The 17,507-nt window shown below is 72.9% G+C and carries 13 protein-coding genes; 1 reads left to right on the top strand and 12 read right to left on the bottom strand.

Going from position 1 to position 17,507, the window contains the following annotated elements:
* Nucleotides 1–222 precede the first annotated feature (222 nt).
* From ACI2LY_RS26725 to ACI2LY_RS26690, 8 genes are all read right to left on the bottom strand, one after another.
* Complete coding sequence (locus ACI2LY_RS26725) at nucleotides 223–828, bottom strand: TetR/AcrR family transcriptional regulator (RefSeq protein ID WP_389005040.1); 606 nt, start codon at nucleotides 826–828, stop codon at nucleotides 223–225.
* Nucleotides 816–1,550, bottom strand: coding sequence for an enoyl-CoA hydratase family protein (locus tag ACI2LY_RS26720; protein WP_404709372.1), 735 nt, complete (start codon nucleotides 1,548–1,550; stop codon nucleotides 816–818). Before ACI2LY_RS26720 ends, ACI2LY_RS26725 begins: the two co-directional genes overlap by 13 nt.
* On the bottom strand, nucleotides 1,547–3,109 hold the full coding sequence (locus tag ACI2LY_RS26715) for a 4-coumarate--CoA ligase family protein (protein ID WP_404709371.1): 1,563 nt from the start codon (nucleotides 3,107–3,109) through the stop codon (nucleotides 1,547–1,549). Before ACI2LY_RS26715 ends, ACI2LY_RS26720 begins: the two co-directional genes overlap by 4 nt.
* A 23-nt stretch (nucleotides 3,110–3,132) precedes the next feature.
* On the bottom strand, nucleotides 3,133–4,293 hold the full coding sequence (locus tag ACI2LY_RS26710) for an acyl-CoA dehydrogenase family protein (RefSeq protein ID WP_404709370.1): 1,161 nt from the start codon (nucleotides 4,291–4,293) through the stop codon (nucleotides 3,133–3,135).
* A 61-nt stretch (nucleotides 4,294–4,354) separates the two neighbouring features.
* Nucleotides 4,355–6,202 (bottom strand): biotin carboxylase N-terminal domain-containing protein, encoded by a 1,848-nt coding sequence (locus tag ACI2LY_RS26705; RefSeq protein WP_404709369.1) that lies wholly within the window; start codon nucleotides 6,200–6,202, stop codon nucleotides 4,355–4,357.
* A 5-nt stretch (nucleotides 6,203–6,207) separates the two neighbouring features.
* Nucleotides 6,208–7,806: an acyl-CoA carboxylase subunit beta gene (locus tag ACI2LY_RS26700; protein ID WP_404709368.1), complete on the bottom strand. Its 1,599-nt coding sequence runs from the start codon at nucleotides 7,804–7,806 to the stop codon at nucleotides 6,208–6,210.
* A gap of 55 nt (nucleotides 7,807–7,861) precedes the next feature.
* A complete protein-coding gene (locus ACI2LY_RS26695) occupies nucleotides 7,862–9,538 on the bottom strand; it encodes an acyclic terpene utilization AtuA family protein (protein ID WP_404709367.1) in 1,677 nt (558 codons plus the stop codon).
* Complete coding sequence (locus tag ACI2LY_RS26690; protein WP_404709366.1) at nucleotides 9,535–10,347, bottom strand: TIGR03084 family metal-binding protein; 813 nt, start codon at nucleotides 10,345–10,347, stop codon at nucleotides 9,535–9,537. The genes ACI2LY_RS26695 and ACI2LY_RS26690 overlap by 4 nt, the downstream gene beginning before the upstream one ends.
* A gap of 116 nt (nucleotides 10,348–10,463) precedes the next feature.
* Between ACI2LY_RS26690 and ACI2LY_RS26685 the strand changes: the two genes are divergently transcribed.
* Nucleotides 10,464–11,405, top strand: coding sequence for an aminoglycoside phosphotransferase family protein (locus ACI2LY_RS26685; RefSeq protein WP_404709365.1), 942 nt, complete (start codon nucleotides 10,464–10,466; stop codon nucleotides 11,403–11,405).
* Nucleotides 11,406–11,421: 16 nt separating this feature from the next.
* On the opposite strand, the gene ACI2LY_RS26680 is transcribed toward ACI2LY_RS26685, so the two are convergent.
* The 4 genes from ACI2LY_RS26680 to ACI2LY_RS26665 form a co-directional block, all read right to left on the bottom strand.
* The gene (locus ACI2LY_RS26680; RefSeq protein ID WP_404709364.1) at nucleotides 11,422–12,369 is read right to left on the bottom strand and encodes an EamA family transporter; all 948 of its coding nucleotides are present in this window, start codon (nucleotides 12,367–12,369) and stop codon (nucleotides 11,422–11,424) included.
* A gap of 199 nt (nucleotides 12,370–12,568) precedes the next feature.
* A complete protein-coding gene (locus ACI2LY_RS26675) occupies nucleotides 12,569–13,690 on the bottom strand; it encodes a lipid II:glycine glycyltransferase FemX (protein ID WP_404709363.1) in 1,122 nt (373 codons plus the stop codon).
* Between the two features lie 34 nt (nucleotides 13,691–13,724).
* Nucleotides 13,725–14,492 carry a metallophosphoesterase family protein gene (locus tag ACI2LY_RS26670; RefSeq protein WP_404709362.1) on the bottom strand — a complete coding sequence of 256 codons (768 nt, stop codon included), beginning with the start codon at nucleotides 14,490–14,492 and terminating at the stop codon, nucleotides 13,725–13,727.
* Nucleotides 14,489–17,380 carry an FAD-binding and (Fe-S)-binding domain-containing protein gene (locus ACI2LY_RS26665; RefSeq protein WP_404709361.1) on the bottom strand — a complete coding sequence of 964 codons (2,892 nt, stop codon included), beginning with the start codon at nucleotides 17,378–17,380 and terminating at the stop codon, nucleotides 14,489–14,491. Before ACI2LY_RS26665 ends, ACI2LY_RS26670 begins: the two co-directional genes overlap by 4 nt.
* Between the last annotated feature and the right edge of the window lie 127 nt (nucleotides 17,381–17,507).

Genomic DNA, 17,507 nt, shown 5'->3' with positions numbered 1-17,507 from the left:
ACGGGGCACGGGCAGCCGCGAGGGGTGTGGCGGCCCCCTGGTGCCGGACGAAGAGAGAGAACTCGAGAGACTCGAGAAAGAGGGGGCTGGATCAGGCGGAGCGCCGACAGCCCATGCTCGTGACGCGCACGTAGTCCACGTGGCGGCGTCGGACGAGCATCGGAAGCATGGGCCCAGAGTACTGCGGGCCTTCGATTTCGCGTGTGACCTGGATCACCGGCTTCAGTCGAGGGCGTCGTCCAGCAAGGCCGCCCACTGGGCCACGACCCGCTCGCGGCGGGCGGTGTCGTCGGTGAGCAGGGTGGCGAGGCCGAGGCCGCGGGCCATGTCGAGCAGCCCCTGCACGCACTCGCGCACACCGGGCCGGGACTCGTCGGCGCCGAGCAGCTCGACGGCGATCCGGTGGCTCTCGCGGCCGACGCGGGCCTCCAGCTCGGTTACCCGGCCGCGCAGCTGCTCCTCGTTGGCGGCGGCCACCCACAGCTGGAGCGCGGCCCGGAAGAGCGGGCCGGTGTACAGGCCGACCAGGGCGGAGACCACGGCGGGGCGGTCGCCGGGGCCGTCCGGGAAGAGGTCGCGCAGGGCGCTGGAGCGGCGTTCGGCGACGTACTCGACGGCGGCGGTGAACAGGTCCTCGCGGGTGGGGAAGTGGTGCTGGGCCGCGCCCCGCGAGACGCCCGCGCGCTCGGCGACGACCGAGACCGTGGAGCCCGCCCAGCCGTGTTCGGCGAGGCAGGCCACGGCGGCCTCCAGCAGCCGCAGCCGGGTGGCCCGGCTGCGGTCCTGCTTGGGTACGCGGTCGCGTTCCGCCGTACTCACACCACCCATGCCGCATCCCGTCTTTCCAGGAAGGCCGTCATCCCCTCCCTGGCATCGGGGGCGGAGAACAGCCGGGCCGAGAGCGCGGTCAGCTGGGCCGCGTCCCGGTCGAACGTCTCCAGCACCCTAGCCGTGAGCAGGTTCTTCGTCGCGGCGAGGGCCTCGGGCGAGGAGCGGCGCAGGCCGTCCAGGACCGGGGCGAGGGCCTCGTCCACGTCGTCGCCGGTGAGCGTGAGCAGGCCGAGCCGTACCGCCTCGGCCGGGCCGAACCGCTCGCCGGTGAGGTAGTAGCGGGCCAGCTCGCGCGGGTCGGCGCGCGGGAGCAGCGGCAGGGAGATCACGGCCGGGGCGACCCCGATGCGGACCTCGGTGAAGGCGAACGTGCCCTCGGCCGAGGAGGCCGCGATGTCGCAGGCGCCGACCAGCCCGAGCCCTCCCGCGCGGACGTGCCCGGTGATCCGGGCGATCACCGGCTTGGGCAGCTCCACCAGCTGCCGCAACAGGCCCACCAGGGCGTCCGGGTGGGGCGGATCGCGCAGGTCGGCCCCGGCGCAGAAGGTGTTGCCGGTGTGGGTGAGCACGACCGCCCGGACACCGGGGTCTTTGCCACAGTCGGCCAGAGCCTCGGCGAGTTCGGCGACCAGCGGTGCGGAGAGGGCGTTGCGGGTGTCCGGGGAGTCCAGGCTGAGGGTCTCCACGGCACGGTCGCGGGTGCGTCCGACGAGGGTCATGGGCGCAGCTCCCGGCGCAGGATCTTGCCGGACGCGGCACGGGGGACGCCGTCCGTGAAGGTGACGCCGCGCACCCGTTTGTACGGTGCGACGCGCTCGCCCACGTACAGCATCACTTCGTTGGCGCTGAGTTCGGGCGCGGTGGGCTGGCGGACGACGAAGGCGTGCGGGGCCTCGTTGCCCTCGTCGTTGACGACGCCGATGACGGCCGCGTCCGCGATGCCGGGATGGGTGAGCAGCAGGGCCTCCAGTTCCGCGGGGGCCACCTGGAACCCCTTGTACTTGATGAGTTCCTTCACCCGGTCCACCACGAACAGCCAGCCGTCGTAGTCCACTTGGCCGACGTCTCCGGTGTGCAGCCAGCCGTCTGCGTCGATCAGCGCGGTGGTGGCGTCGGGGCGGCCCAGGTAGCCCTTCATGATCTGCGGACCCCGGATGAGGATCTCGCCCCGCTCGCCGGGCCCGAGGTCCTTGCCGGGGTCGTCCAGGGAGACGATCCGCATCTCGGTCCCGGCGATCAGCCTGCCGACCGTGCCGGGTGGCGCCGCACGCAGCTGGGCGAGCGGGACGACATGGGTGCCGGGCGACAGCTCCGTCATGCCGTACGCCTGCCCCAGCGGCGGCAGCCCGAGCCGGTCGGCGCAGGCCGCGGCGAGGGTCGCGTCCAGCGGGGCGGCGGCACTGAGTACGTACTTCAGCGAGGAGAGGTCGTACCGGGCGACCGAGGGGTGCTTGGCGAGGGCGAGCACGATCGGCGGAGCGACGTACAGGCCGGTGATGCGGTGGGTCTCGATCGCCGCGAGGAAGGTGTCCAGCTCGAAGCGGGGCAGCACGACCACGGTGGCGCCCTTGCGCAGGGGCGCGTTCATCAGTGCCGTCAAACCGTAAATGTGGAAAAACGGGAGTATTGCGAGGATGCGCTCACCGGGCTCCACCGTGATGGCGGGCTCCAGTTGGGCGAGGTTGGTGGCGATCTGCCGGTGGGTGAGCATCACGCCCTTGGGGGTGCCGGTGGTCCCGGAGGAGTACGGCAGCACGGCGACGTCCTCGGCGGGGTCGACCGTGACGTCCGGCGCGGGGGCGGTGGTGGCGAGCAGCTCGGTCAGCGAGCGGTGGCCGGGCGCCTGGTCGCAGACGAAGATCTCCCGTACCCCGCCCGCGAGTTCGGCGGCTCTTCGGGCCGTCGGCAGCAGCGGGGAGACGGTGATCAGCCAGCGGGCCGAGCTGTCCGCGAGCTGCTTGGCCAGCTCCTCCGGGGTGTGCAGCGGGTGCGCGGTGGTGACGGTCGCGCCCGCACGGGTGGCCGCGTAGAAGGCGAGCGGGAACGCGATGGTGTTGGGGCTGTGCAGGGCGAGTACGTCACCCTTGCGCACCCCGGCCTCCGCGAGGGCGGCGCTCAGTCTCCGGTGGAGGAAGTCGAGTTGGGCGTAGGTGACGGTGGTGCCGTCCACGCCGTCGATCAGCGCGGGTCGGTCCCCGTGGGCGGCGGCTCCGCCCAGGACGGCGTCGTGGATGGGCTCTTCGACCGGTGGGACCTCGGCGTACGGGCTGTGGAACATGGTTCCTCCGAACGGCGGTCGCTCTAGTAGGACTTGGGCAGGCCGAGGGTCTGGTGGGAGACGTAGTTGAGGATCATCTCCCGGCTCACCGGGGCGATCCGGGCCACCCGCGCGCCGATGATCAGTGAGGCGAGCCCGAACTCGCGGGTCAGGCCGTTGCCGCCGAGGGTGTGCACGGCCTGGTCGACGGCCCGTACGCACGCCTCCCCCGCCGCGTACTTCGCCATGTTGGCCGCCTCGCCCGCGCCGATGTCGTCCCCGGCGTCGTAGAGGAGGGCCGCCTTCTGCATCATCAACTTGGCCAGTTCCAGGTCGATGTGGGCCTGCGCGAGGGGGTGCGCGATGGCCTGGTGGGCGCCGATCGGGGTCTTCCAGACGGTGCGCTCACGGGCGTACTCCAGCGCCTTGCCGACGGCGTACCGGCCCATCCCGATGGCGAACGCGGCCGTCATGACGCGCTCCGGGTTCAGCCCGGCGAACAGCTGGAGCAGCCCGGCGTCCTCGTCACCCACCAGGGCTTCGGCGGGTAGCCGTACGTCGTCCAGCACCAGCTCCCACTGCTTCTCCGCGGCGCTGAACTCCATGTCGACGGGGCTGCGGGAGAAGCCCTCGGCGTCGCGCGGGACGATGAACAGGCAGGGCTTGAGCTTGCCGGTACGGGCGTCCTCGGTGCGGCCGACGATCAGGACGGCGTCGGCGTGGTCCACCCCGGAGATGAAGACCTTCCGGCCGGTGAGCAGCCAGTCGTCGCCGTCCCGACGGGCGGTCGTGGTGATGCGGTGCGAGTTGGAACCGGCGTCGGGCTCGGTGATGCCGAACGCCATCAGCTTGGTGCCGTCGGCGAGTCCGGGGAGCCAGGTGCGCTTCTGCTCCTCGGTGCCGAAGCGGGCGATCACTGTGCCGCAGATGGCCGGGGAGACGACGAGCATGAGGAGGGGGGCTCCGGATGCGCCCAGCTCTTCGAGGACGATGGAGAGTTCGGCTATGCCGCCGCCTCCGCCGCCGTATTCCTCCGGGAGGTTGACGCCGAGGTATCCCAACTTGGCTGCTTCTTGCCAGAGTTCGGTGGGGTAGCGGCTCTCGGCTATCACTCGGGTGATGTAGTCGCGGCCGTAGCGTTTGCCTAGGGCGGAGACTGCTTTGCGGAGGGCCTGGTGTTCTTCGGACTCGATGAGGGTGGTCATCTTTTGCTCCTTCGGGTGCGGCTGATCGGTGGTTGCTCGCGCAGTTCCCCGCGCCCCTGGGTTACTTCGACTCGACGACTGCCAAGAGGGCGCCCATCTCCACCTGGCGGCCCACTGCCGTCGGGAGGGCGGTGAGGGTGCCGTCCGTGGGGGCCGTGATGCGGTGTTCCATCTTCATCGCCTCCAGCCAGATCAGGGGCTGGCCTGCCTGCACCTCGGTGCCCTCGGTGAGGCCCTCCGCCAGGCGGACGACCGTGCCGGGCATGGGGGCCAGGAGGGAGCCGGGGGCGTGTTCGGTGGTGGGGTCGGGGAAGCGGGGCAGGGCGGTGAGGGTGGTGGCGTTCACGTGGACCTGGTCGCCGTAGCGGGCGATGTCGAACTTCCTTCGTACGCCGTCCACTTCGAGGACGACGAGGTGTGGTTCGGCGTGGACCACGCGGACGCCGTCCGCCGCCAGGCCGGTGCGGGTGTGGCGGTAGGCGGCCTCGTGCTCCTCCCCGGCCATCTCGTACCGCTTCACCTGCGGGCCCGAGGGCACGTTGCGCCAGCCGCCGAAGCGGGAACGGCCGTGGGCATCGGCGAGGGCGGCGGCGAGCGGGGCGTAGGGGTCGAGGGCGGACTCGGTGAGGGGGGTGAGGTGGCGGTCGTAGAAGCCGGTGTCCATGCGGGCTTCGGTGAACTCGGGGTGCCTGAGCGAGCGGACCAGCAGGTCGCGGTTGGTGACCGGGCCGTGCAGCGCGGTGCGTTCCAGGGCGCCGGAGAGCTTGCGGACGGCTTCCGTGCGGGTGGGGGCGTACGCGATGACCTTGGCGAGCATCGGGTCGTAGTGCACGCCGATGGTGTCGCCGTCCGCGCAGCCGGTGTCCAGCCGTACGCCGTCCGGCACGGTGAAGCGGTGCAGGGTGCCGGTCTGCGGGGCCCAGCCGCGCGCCGGGTCCTCCGCGTACAGCCGGGCCTCGACGGCGTGGCCGCGCGGGGTCGGCTGCTCGGTGGGGAGGGCGCGGCCCTCGGCGACACGGATCTGCTCGGCGACCAGGTCGACGCCGAACACCGCCTCAGTGACGGGGTGTTCGACCTGGAGCCGGGTGTTCATCTCCAGGAAGTGGGCGCGGCCGTCGGCCACCAGGAACTCCACGGTGCCCGCGCCCTCGTAGGACACGGCACGCGTCGCCCGCTCGGCGAGCGCGTACAACTGCTCGGTGAGCGCGGGCGGCAGGCCGGGCGCCGGGGCCTCCTCGATCACCTTCTGGTGCCTGCGCTGGAGCGAGCAGTCGCGGGTGCCGAGTATCCACACCGTGCCGTGGGTGTCGGCGAGGACCTGCACCTCGATGTGGCGACCGTTCTCGAGGTACGGCTCCACGAACACCTCGCCGTCCCCGAACGCGCTCGCCGCCTCCGCGCGAGCGTCCTCCAGCGCGCCGGGCAGGGCGGCGAGGTCGCGTACGACGCGCATGCCGCGTCCGCCGCCGCCCGCGGCCGCCTTGACCAGGACGGGCAGGTCGGCCGCGGAGACGTTCTGTGCGTCCAGCGGGGCGAGGCCCATCAGTTCCTTGGCGCGGGTCTTGGACGCCATCGCCTCGATCGCCTCGGGCGGCGGCCCGATCCAGACGAGCCCGGCGTCCCGTACGGCGCGGGCGAAGTCGGCGTTCTCGGAGAGGAAGCCGTAGCCGGGGTGCACGGCGTCCGCACCGGCCGCGAGGGCGGCCTTCACGATGAGGTCGCCGCGCAGATACGTCTCGGCGGGCGCCGCACCCGGCAGCCGGACCGCTGTGTCGGCCACACGTGTGTGCAGCGCACCCTCATCCGCGTCGGAGTGTAGGGCGACGGTACGTATGCCCAGGTCGGCGCAGGTGCGGAAGATACGGCAGGCGATCTCGCCCCGGTTGGCGACGAGCAGGGTGGAAATCATGGGCCTCACATCCGGAAGACGCCGAAGCCGCCACGGGCGCCCTCGTAGGGAGCGGTGTGTATGGCGGACAGGCACATACCGAGGACGGTTCGGGTGTCGCGGGGGTCGATGACGCCGTCGTCGTAGAGCCGCCCGGACAGGAACATGGGCAGCGACTCCGACTCGATCTGCCCCTCGACCATCGCGCGCAGGGCGGCGTCGCCCTCCTCGTCGTACGGCTGTCCCTTGGCCAGGGCCGACTGGCGGGCCACGATCGACAGCACGCCCGCGAGCTGCTGCGGGCCCATGACGGCCGACTTGGCGCTGGGCCAGGCGAAGAGGAAGCGGGGGTCGTAGGCGCGGCCGCACATGCCGTAGTGGCCGGCGCCGTAGGACGCGCCCATGAGGACGGAGAGGTGCGGCACCTTGGAGTTGCTGACCGCGTTGATCATCATCGAGCCGTGCTTCACGATGCCGCCCTGCTCGTACTCCTTGCCGACCATGTAGCCGGTGGTGTTGTGCAGGAACAGCAGCGGGATGTCGCGCTGGTTGGCGAGCTGGATGAACTGCGCCGCCTTCTGCGACTCCTCGCTGAACAGCACCCCGCGCGCGTTGGCCAGGATGCCGACCGGATAGCCGTGCAGCTCGGCCCAGCCGGTGACCAGGCTCGTGCCGTACAGCGGCTTGAACTCGTCGAAGTCGGAGCCGTCGACCAGGCGGGCGATGACCTCGCGCGGGTCGAAGGGGGTGCGCAGGTCGCCGGGGACGATGCCGAGCAGTTCCTCGGGGTCGTGCTTGGGCGGCTCGGCGAAGGCCGGATCGGCGTACGCCTTGCGGTGGTTGAGCCGCGCGACCACCCGGCGCGCCTGCCGGATCGCGTCCCGCTCGTCCACCGCGAAGTGGTCGGCCAGGCCGGAGGTACGGGCGTGCATCTCGGCGCCGCCCAGCGACTCGTCGTCGCTCTCCTCACCGGTCGCCATCTTGACCAGCGGCGGGCCGCCGAGGAACACCTTCGCGCGCTCCTTGACCATGATCACGTGGTCGGACATGCCGGGGACGTACGCGCCGCCCGCCGTGGAGTTGCCGAACACCACGGCCACGGTCGGGATGCCCGCGGCCGACAGCCGGGTCAGGTCCCGGAAGATCGCCCCGCCGGGGATGAAGATCTCCTTCTGCGAGGGGAGGTCGGCTCCGCCGGACTCGACCAGGCTGATGACGGGGAGCCGGTTGGCCCGCGCGATCTCGTTGGCCCGCAGCGCCTTCTTCAGGCTCCACGGGTTGCTCGCGCCGCCGCGCACGGTCGCGTCATTGGCGGTGATCAGGCACTCGGTTCCCTCGACCACCCCGATGCCGGTGACGAGGGAGGCGCCGACGGTGTACTCGCTGCCCCAGGCCGCGAGGGGGGACAGTTCGAGGAACGGGGTGTCGGGGTCGACCAGCAACTCGATCCGCTCACGGGCGAGCAGCTTGCCCCGCTTACGGTGCCGGGCCACATATTTCTCGCCGCCACCCGCGAGTGCTTTCGCGTGCTCGGCCTCCAGGTCGGCGAGCTTGGCGAGCATGGTGTCGCGGTTGGCCAGGTGGTCGGGTGCGGTGGGGTCGAGGGTGGTGGGGAGGAGGGTCATGGGGTGCCTCCGGGGTGGGGGGTGGGGGTGCCGGAGGGCCGTGTGGGCGGGGTGGTCACAGGAGTTCCTCCGGGATGTCCACGTGCCGGGAGCGGAGCCATTCGCCGAGGGCCTTGGCCTGGGGGTCGTAGCGGTGCTGGGCGGCCACACCGGCGCCGAGGATGCCGGTGACGACGAAGTTCAGCGCGCGGAGGTCGGGCAGGATGTGCCGGGTGACCGGGAGGTCGCGGGCCTCGGGGATCAGCTCCCGGAACCGCTCGACGGTCAGCTCGTGCGCGAGCCAGCGCCAGGCGTCGGCGGAGCGGGCCCAGACGCCGACGTTGGCGTTGCCGCCCTTGTCGCCGCTACGGGCTCCGGCCACATGACCGAGGGGGGCGCGGCGGGTGCGGCCCACATGGAGGGGCTCGGGCAGTTCGGGTACGGGTACCTCGCTGAGCGGGAGCGTCTGCTGCGGCGCACCCACATCGATTCGACGCCCATCGTGGAGGACGGCCACATGGTCGACGGCACCATGGGGTACGGCCACATGGTCGAACACCCCATAGGGCGCGCCCTTCCCCGGTGGCGCCAGCACATGGAAGCCGGGGTAACTGGCAAGCGCCAACTCGATCGCGGCCCCGCTCAGCCCCCGCCCGACCACCTCGGGATCGGAGTCCCGCACGACGAGCCGCAGCAACGCACTGGCCGTCTCCTCCGTGTCCGCATCGGCCCGGTCGGTGCGGGCCAACTCCCACCGCACCTCCTCCGGCGCCGCCTTGGCCAGCGCGGCGTCCATCTGCTCCCGCACCAGCCCCGCCTTGGCCTCGATGTCGAGACCGGTGAGGACGAAGGCGACCTCGTTGCGGAAGCCGCCGAGCCGGTTGAGGCCGACCTTGAGCGTGGGCGGGGGCGCCTCACCGCGCACCCCGTCGATCCGCACCCGGTCCGGCCCGTCCTGGCGCAGCCGTACGGTGTCCAGCCGGGCGGTGACATCGGGCCCGGCGTACCGGGCACCCCCGGTCTCGTACAACAACTGGGCCGTGACGGTACCGGTGTCCACGAACCCGCCGGTACCAGGATGCTTGGTGACGACACTGCTGCCGTCGGCATGGATCTCGGCGAGCGGAAACCCGGGACGGCGTACGTCGCCGTCCTGGAAGAAGGCGTAGTTGCCGCCAGTGACCTGGGTCCCGCACTCCAGCAGATGCCCGGCGACGACGGCCCCGGCGAGCTGGTCGTGGTCCCCCGGCCCCCACCCGAAGTGCGCGGCGGCGGGCCCGGTGACGAGGGCGGCGTCGGTCACCCGCCCGGTGATCACCACGTCCGCCCCGGCCCGCAGACACTCCGCGATGCCGAAGCCGCCGAGGTAGGCGTGGGCGGCCAGGGTGCCGGGGTACGCGGCGGTGAGGTCGTCGCCCTCGACATGCGCGACCCGTACGGGTATGCCGAGCCGGTCCGCCAACTCCCGGACTTTGTCGGCGAGTCCGGCCGGGTTCAGCCCGCCCGCGTTGGTGACGATCCGCACCCCGCGCTCGTGGGCGAGCCCGAGGCAGTCCTCGAACTGGCGCGCGAAGGTGCGGGCGTATCCGGCGCCGGGGTCCTTCAGCCGGTCGCGGCCGAGGATGAGCATGGTCAGCTCGGCGAGATAGTCCCCGGTGAGTACGTCGACCTCGCCGCCGGTGAGCATCTCGCGCAGGGCGCTCGCCCGGTCGCCGTAGAAGCCGGAGAAGTTGCCGACGCGCAGCGGGGTCACCGTCCGGGCTCCTCGGGCGCGGCCGCCTTGGGTTCGCGCCCGGTGCCGGGCAGGCCCGCGAACGCCTGGGCGATGTCCAGCCAGCGGTCGGCGTCCGGGCCCTCGGCGGTCAGCGCGAGGTCGGCGCGGTGGGCGCGCTGGGTGACGAGCAGGCAGAAGTCGACCGCGGGGCCGGTGACCCGTTGCGGGGCGCCCTCCGGGCCGTGTGTCCACAGCTCGCCCCAGGGCGCCCGGACCTCGACGCGGAACTCCTCCTCCGGCGCGGGCAGTCCCCGTACCGCGAAGGCGAAGTTCCGGGCCCGCACACCGATGTGGACCACATGCCGGAGCCGGTCGGTAGGTGTGCGCACCACACCCAGGGCGTCGGCCACATCCTGGCCGTGGGCCCAGGTCTCCATGAGTCGGCCGGTGGCCATGGAGGCGGCGGACATGGGTGGCCCGAACCACGGGAACCGGGTGTGCCGTGCGGCGGCCTCCCGCAGGGCGCGGTCGAGCTGCTGCCGCCCGTCCCGCCAGCGGGTGAGCAGTTCGGCGGGGGCGAGCCGGGCGCCTTCGTCGGCACCGTCGTCCACGAAGGAGTCGGGCGAGGTGAGCGCCTGCTCGGCGAACTTCCGGAAGGCCGCCTCGTCGCTCATGGCGAGCAGGGCGGCGCGGTCGGTCCAGTGCAGATGGGCGATCTGGTGAGCGATGCTCCAGCGGGGAGCGGGCGTCGCGCGTGCCCACTCCTGCTCGGTCAACTCGGCCACGAGCAGGTCGAGTTCCCGGCTCTCCTCACGCAGGTCGTCGAAGACGGGCGTCGGGTCGGACATGGGCAGGAGCATGACAGCGAGGCAAGAAACAATCAAGCGTGCTTGCATTAATTTGTCGGGGCGGGGTGGCGGAAATTCACTGCCGACGGCCCTTCGCCTCCGGCTAGGTTCGCCGGATGCGCGACTTCACGGAGCCCTCGGAACTGCGGCGACTGGTGCGGGAGGGGCTGGGATCAGGCTGCCGGGTCACCGGCGTGGAACGCCTGCGCGGCGGCTCGAAGAAGGGGGTCTACCGGCTCGCCCTGACCGGGACGGGCGCCCCGCCGACCGTGATCGCCTATAGCTGGGCCCCACAGGAGAACTTCTGGCCGAGTGTGCCGACAGACCCCCTGACCCCCGCGTCCGGCCTGGCCCCCTTCCTGGCCGCGCACCACACCCTGAACGCGGCCGGTGCCCGCACCCCACACCTCCTCCACGTGTCCGAGCCCGCCGACCTGGCCCTGGTGGAGGACGTCCCCGGCGACACCCTGGAGCGGACCTTCACCATCGACCCGCCCCGAGCGGCGAAGGCCCTGACGGAACTGTCCCTCACCTTGGACCGCATGGCGGCCCACACCGCCCCGCACCCCGCCCGCACCCCCTCGGCGACCAGCGAGGCGCTGACCCTGACCCGAGCCCTGAGCGACCTGACCGAAGCCGCGGCCCGCGACCCGCGCGTCAGCGAGGCCCACTCCGCCCTGTCCGACCGCCTGCACGCCCTACACGCGGCGGTGACCCCCCGCACGACGTACTCCCTGGTCCACGGCGAACTGGGCCCCGACCACGTCCTCCTCACCCCCGACGCCCACCCCGTGCTGATCGACATCGAGAGCCTCACCCACTTCGACCCCGAACACGAACACGCCTTCCTGCGCCTCCGCTTCGGCCCCCACTACGCCCCGCTCGCCCGCCCGTCGCTGGACCCCGCCCGCCTGGCCCTCCACACCCTCGCCCTCCACCTCTCCCTGGTGGCGGGCCCCCTGCGCCTGCTGGACGGCGACTTCCCGCACCGCGACGCCATGCGGGGCATCGCGGAGCACAACACACGGGAGGCGCTGCGACTGGTGGTGCCCGAGTAGGTGGTCCGAGCCGTGTCTACGCCTCCGGAGCGGGAGGCGGTACGCGCCGGGTCTGGGTGCGGACCGCGCCGATGCTGGCCGTGATGACCAGGGCGATGGCGGCGGCCTCGGTGAGGGAGAGGGACTGGTGCAGCACGAAGAAGCCCGCGGTGGCGGCGACAGCCGGTTCGAGGCTCATCAGGATGGCGAAGGTGGGGGCGGGGAGGCGGCGCAGCGCGAGGAGTTCCAGGGTGTAGGGCAGGACCGAGGAGAGCAGGGCCACCGCCGAACCCAGGGCGATGGTGGTGGGGTTCAGCAGACGGTCGCCCGCGTCGACGACGCCCAGCGGGAGGAAGACCAGCGCGGCCACCCCCATGGCGAGGGCCAGCCCGTCGGCCTGGGGGAAGCGGCGGCCCGTACGGGCGCTGAAGATGATGTACGCCGCCCACATGACGCCCGCCGACAGCGCGAAGCCGACGCCCAGCGGGTCCAGGTCGCTGAAGCCCCCGCCGCCGAGCAGGAAGACGCCCGCCAGGGCGACGGCCGCCCACACGGCGTTGATGGCGCGGCGGGAGGCGAGGACGGAGAGGGCCAGCGGGCCGAGGACCTCGAGGGTGACCGCGAGGCCGAGCGGGATACGGGCGACCGACTGGTAGAAGAGGCCGTTCATCCCGGCCATGGTGAGGCCGAAGACGATCACCGTGCCCCAGTCGGCGCGGGAGTGCCCGCGCAGCCGGGGTCGGCACACCACCAGCAGCACCAGGGCCGCCGCGACCAGGCGCAGCGTCACCACGCCGAGCGCGCCCGCGCGGGGCATCAGCGTCACCGCGAGCGCCCCGCCGAACTGGACCGATATCCCGCCCGCCAGCACCAGGCCGACCGGCCCCAGTGAGCCGAAGCGGCCAGGGGAGTCCGGGGTGGTGGAGGTGCTCGTCGGAGCCGAGGTCGAGGTGGAGGTGGAGGTGGAGCTGCGGACGGTGGTCACGGGCTGTCCTGGGGGCCGGCGGGAGTGGGCTTCCTGCGCATCGGTGGCGGCGCGAGCGCCGTGTACATCCCGATGTACTTCCAGGTCCACGATAATGGACCTCCGTCAGGTGTGTGAACCCTTATGCCACTGTACGCAGCCGGTGTCTTGGATGCTGAGATCAACGATGCCGGGACCGGGCCTCAGCGGGCCGGGGCCCTCAGCGGCGGGCCATGTACAGGTCGAACGCCTTGTGCAGCATCTTGTTCAGCGGGAAGTCCCACTCCCCGACGTACTCCACCGCCTCGCCGCCCGCGCCGACCTTGAAGCGGAGCAGGCCGAGCAGGTGGTTGGACTCCTCCAGGGTGTCGGTGATGCCCCGGAAGTCGTAGACGTGCGCGCCCAGCTCGTGGGCGTCGGCCATCATCCGCCACTGCATGGCGTTGTTGGGCTGGACCTCGCGCTTGCGGGCGGTGGAGGCGCCGTAGGAGTACCAGACGTGACCGCCGACGGTCAGCATCGTCGCCGCCGCCAGCACCTCCCCGTCGTGGTGCGCGAGGTACAGCCGCATCCGGTCGGGGTCCTCGGCGGTGAGCGCGGTCCACATCCGCTGGAAGTACGGCAGCGGGCGCGGGAGGAAGCGGTCGCGCTCGGCGGTCTCGGTGTACAGCTCGTAGAACGCGGGCAGGTCGTCGGCCCCGCCGCGCACCACCTTCACGCCCGCCTTCTCGGCCTTCTTGATGTTGCGCCGCCACTGCTGGTTGAGACCGCCGTGGATCTCCTCCAGCGACCGCCCGGCGAACGGCACCTGGCACACGTACCGGGGCTGCCCCGCCGCGAAGCCCTCCTCGGCGTCCGGTTCGCGTCGTCGCCAGCCCATGCCGTGCAGCCGGTCGGCGAGGGCCCGGGCGCGCGGGTCCTGCCAGGTCGGCTCGGCGTCGCTCAGCCGGTGCGCGGCGGGGTCGGCGATGGCGGCCTTGACCGCCTCGGGGTTCCAGCGCCGGGCGGCCACGGGCGGCCCCATCTTCACCGAGAACGCGCCGCGCGCCTTGAGGTGGGCCAGCAGCGGGTCGAGCCAGCGCGCCAGGTCGTCGGCGTGCCAGTCGATGACCGGGCCCTCGGGCAGGTAGGCCAGATACCGCTTCACCTTCGGCAGCGGCCGCAGCAGCACCAGCCCCGCGCCCACGAGCCGTCCGTCCTCCTCGAACCAGCCCAGGCTCTCCGCCTTCCAGTCGGGCTTCACCTCCCCCCACGACGGCACCTGCATATGACTGACCGAGGGCCGCGAGCCCACGAAGGCCAGATGCTCGTCCCGGCTGAGGGGGCGCAGGGTGAGGGTCATACGGCGGACTCCTTCGCGCTGGCAGACCCGGTCACTATGGTCCGACCCTCCCGTCCCCGGGTCCGAACACCGCCGACGCCTCCGTGTCCGTCACCCGTGCGCGCAGGTAGCAGTCGGCCCAGGCGGCGATGTCCGGATAGGCGCACTCGGCTTTCAGCCGTGCGACGGCCGCCGGTATGTCGTACGCGCTCGCTCTCAGGTCGACCCCCGGACCGAGCAGGCACCAGTGGGCGCCGGGGCGGCCGTACGGCATGCCGACGCTTCCCGGGTTGACGATCAGCCTGCCGTGCGCGAGCCGGGCGTACGGCATGTGGGTGTGGCCGCAGACCACGGTGCCGACGCCGGGCGGCACGCCGTCCAGCACCTCGGCCCAGCGGGCGGGACGGGAGTCGACCAGGACGATCTCCTCGTCGTCGCGTGGGGTCGCGTGGCAGAACAGCACCTGTCCGAGGCCCCGGACGCGCAGGGTCACGGTGGCGGGCAGTGCGGCCAGGAGGTCCACCTGCTCGGCGCGCAGGGCCCGCGCGGCGAACACCCCGATGGGGTCGGGGATCTCCGTGCGCTGTCCGCGCCGGTACTCGACCAGTTCCCGGTCGGCGTTCCCGCCGAGCCACAGGGCCCGGTCGCCCAGCTCGCGCAGCAGGTCCAGCACCTCGGCGGGCTGCGGACCGGCCGTGATGTCGCCGGTGAGGACGATCCGGTCGGCGGCCGCCACCTCGGGCTCGGCGAGGACCGCCTCCAGGGCGGGCAGCACCCCGTGGATGTCGGAGAGGACTGCGACCTTTCCGTACTCCTCGCTCACTCCCGCCCCTCCCTCTCCAGCCCTTCCGCCAGTACCTCCGCCAGGTGTCGGGCCCTCACCCCGGCCAGTTGTTCCAGTTGGGTGCGGCAGGAGTAGCCGTCCGCCAGGAGGGTGGCGTTCTCGGGGGCGGTGTGGACGGCCGGGAGGAGCTGGTCCTCGGCGCAGCTGCGGGAGACGTCGAAGTGGCCTTTCTCGAAGCCGAAGTTGCCGGCCAGGCCGCAGCAGCCGCCGCTCAGTTCGCCGGTGAGGGCGGCCGAGGCGCGCAGTTCGCGGTCGGCGGTGTCGCCGAGCACCGCGTGCTGGTGGCAGTGGGTCTGCCCGGCCACCGGGCGGTCGATGACCGGTGGGGTCCAGTGCGGGGCGTGGCGGCGCAGGGTCTCCGCGAAGGTGCGTACGGCCGCGGCCAGGCGGGCCGCGCGCGGATCGTCGGGCAGCAGTTCGGGGAGGTCGGCGCGGAGGGCCGCCGCGCAGCTCGGTTCCAGGACGACGACCGGGACCCCGGCCTCCAGCACCGGTTCCATCAGGTCCAGCGTGCGCAGGAGCACCGCGCGGGCCCGGTCCAGGCGGCCGGTGGAGAGGTAGGTCAGCCCGCAGCAGACCTGGGCGCGGCGGGCCCGGAGCAGTGCGGTCGGCGCGCGGGAGGCGCCGTCTCCCACCGGGCGTCCGCCGGGCAGCAGGGTCGGCGGGAGCGCCACCCGCAGCCCGGCCGACTCCAGCACCCGGACGGTGGCCCGCCCCACGGACGGCGACAGATGCTCGGTGAAGGTGTCCGGCCACAGCACGACCAGTTGCCCGGAGCCCCCGCTTTCCGGCGCCGGACGCCTCCTCCGCCACCACCGGCTGAACGTCTCCTCGGCGAGCCGGGGGATCTCCCGCTCCCCCGCGATCCCGCCCACCCGTTTCCCCAGCCGGGCCAACGGCCCCACCGACGCGAGCCGGTTGACCAGCGGCGCCGCCCGCACACGGGCCACCCAGCGCAGCCACACCGGCAGTGACCCCAGGCTGTAGTGGGCGGCGGGGCGCGGTCGGCCCGCGTAGTGGTGGTGCAGGAACTCCGCCTTGTAGGTGGCCATGTCGACGCCGACCGGGCAGTCCGAGCGGCAGCCCTTGCAGGACAGACACAGGTCGAGGGCGTCCCGGACCTCGGTCGAGCGCCAGCCGTCGGTGATCACCTCGCCCGCGAGCATCTCGTGCAGCAGCCGCGCCCGGCCCCGCGTGGAGTGCTCCTCCTCCCCGGTCGCCCGGAACGACGGGCACATCACCTCGGCCCCGGCCCCTGACTCCGTGCGGCACTTGGCGACCCCGACGCAGCGGCGGACGGCCGCGCGGAAGTCGCCGTCGTCGTGCGGGTAGCCGAAGGCGACGTCCACCGGGCGGCGGGGCAGCACCGCGAAGCGGAGGTTGTCGTCCAGCCGGGCGGGGCGGACCAGCATGCCGGGGTTGAGCAGGTCGTCGGGGTCCCACACCGCCTTGGCCCGCTCGAACAGCGCCACCATCTCGGCGCCGTACATACGCGGCAGCAGCTCCGCGCGGGCCTGTCCGTCACCGTGCTCCCCGGACAGCGAGCCGCCGTGGGAGACCACCAGGTCGGCCTGGTCCTCGGAGAAGCGGCGGAACCGGCCCACCCCGGCCTCGGTGAGCAGGTCGAAGTCGATCCGGACGTGGACGCAGCCCTCCCCGAAGTGGCCGTAGGGAGCGCCGCGCAGCCCGTGGGCGGCGAGCAGGGCGCGGAAGTCGCGCAGGTAGGCACCGAGCCGGGCGGGCGGCACCGCGCAGTCCTCCCAGCCGGGCCACGCCTCCGTGCCGTCCGGCATACGGGTCGCCGTACCGCTCGCGTCCTCGCGCAGCCGCCACAGGCCGCGCTGGGCGGCGGGGTCGGTCACCACCAGCGCGTCCACCACGTCCGCCGCGCGGACGACCGCCTCCGCGCGGGCCCGCGCCTCCCCTGCCGAGGCGCCGCCCGTCTCCACGAACAGCCAGGCGCCGCCCTTCGGCAGCCCGACCGGCGCCCGGATCAGGTCGGCCGCCATGCCCTCCACGGTCAGCGGGCCGTGCGGCAGCAGACCGGCGGCGGCATCGGCGGCGGCGCTCTCGTCGGCGTACCCCAGCACGGCCAGGGCGTGGACGGGTGGCGCCTCCACCAGGTCCACCACCGCCTCCGTGAGGACGCCGAGGGTGCCTTCGGAGCCGCAGAAGGAGCGGGCCACGTCGGCACCGTGCTCGGGGAGCAGGGCGTCCAGGGCGTACCCGGAGATACGGCGGGGCAGGTCGGGGAAGCCGGTGCGCAGCCGGGCCAACTCCCCCTCCACCAGGGCGCGCAGCCCCTCCGGTGCGCCCGACCAGTCCCGGCCGGGGCGCAGGCGTTCGCCGCGCGCGGTGAGTACGGACAGTTCGCGCACGCTGTCGGCGGTGGTGCCCCAGGCCACCGAGTGGGCGCCGCAGGAGTTGTTGCCGATCATGCCGCCGAGCGTGCAGCGGCCGTGCGTGGACGGGTCGGGGCCGAAGCGGAGGCCGTGCGGGGCGGCCGCCGCCTGGAGCCGGTCCAGGACCAGGCCCGGCTGTACCCGCGCCGTGTGCGCCTCCGGGTCCAGTTCCAGCAGGCCGTCCATGTGCCGGGTGAAGTCCAGCACCACCCCCGTGCCCGTCGCCTGCCCGGCGATGGACGTACCCCCGCCCCGCGCGACCACCGGTGTGCCGCGCGCCCGGCACACCTCCAGCACGGCCGCCACGTCCTCGGCGTCCCGAGGGGCCACCACGCCCAGCGGGACCCGCCGGTAGTTGGACGCGTCCATCGTCATCAGCGCCCGGGCGGTCGCGTCGAAGCGGACCTCGCCCCGCACGGCCCGCCGCAGCTCGGCGGCCAGCCCTCCACCGTCCTCGATCTCCATCTCAGTCCCCCGTCCGTCCGACCCCGTCGATCGGTCATGGCTCCAGCATGCATCCGATCACGCAACGTCATCGAAAGTTGTCCACAGGCACCTCTCGATCCTCAGATCGTCGTACAACCGCACAAGT

The sequence above is a fragment of the Streptomyces sp. NPDC002176 genome, from assembly GCF_044903645.1.
Classification (GTDB): Bacteria; Actinomycetota; Actinomycetes; order Streptomycetales; family Streptomycetaceae; genus Streptomyces.
This window is presented reverse-complemented; position numbering and strand designations above follow the sequence as displayed.

Excerpts from the sequence above, each read along its gene's own strand:
- ACI2LY_RS26725 (WP_389005040.1), bottom strand. The coding sequence starts at position 828 with ATGGGTGGTGTGAGTACGGCGGAACGCGACCGCGTACCCAAGCAGGAC.
- ACI2LY_RS26720 (WP_404709372.1), bottom strand. The coding sequence starts at position 1,550 with ATGACCCTCGTCGGACGCACCCGCGACCGTGCCGTGGAGACCCTCAGC.
- ACI2LY_RS26715 (WP_404709371.1), bottom strand. The coding sequence starts at position 3,109 with ATGTTCCACAGCCCGTACGCCGAGGTCCCACCGGTCGAAGAGCCCATC.
- ACI2LY_RS26710 (WP_404709370.1), bottom strand. The coding sequence starts at position 4,293 with ATGACCACCCTCATCGAGTCCGAAGAACACCAGGCCCTCCGCAAAGCA.
- ACI2LY_RS26705 (WP_404709369.1), bottom strand. The coding sequence starts at position 6,202 with ATGATTTCCACCCTGCTCGTCGCCAACCGGGGCGAGATCGCCTGCCGT.
- ACI2LY_RS26700 (WP_404709368.1), bottom strand. The coding sequence starts at position 7,806 with ATGACCCTCCTCCCCACCACCCTCGACCCCACCGCACCCGACCACCTG.
- ACI2LY_RS26690 (WP_404709366.1), bottom strand. The coding sequence starts at position 10,347 with ATGTCCGACCCGACGCCCGTCTTCGACGACCTGCGTGAGGAGAGCCGG.
- ACI2LY_RS26685 (WP_404709365.1), top strand. The coding sequence starts at position 10,464 with ATGCGCGACTTCACGGAGCCCTCGGAACTGCGGCGACTGGTGCGGGAG.
- ACI2LY_RS26675 (WP_404709363.1), bottom strand. The coding sequence starts at position 13,690 with ATGACCCTCACCCTGCGCCCCCTCAGCCGGGACGAGCATCTGGCCTTC.
- ACI2LY_RS26665 (WP_404709361.1), bottom strand. The coding sequence starts at position 17,380 with ATGGAGATCGAGGACGGTGGAGGGCTGGCCGCCGAGCTGCGGCGGGCC.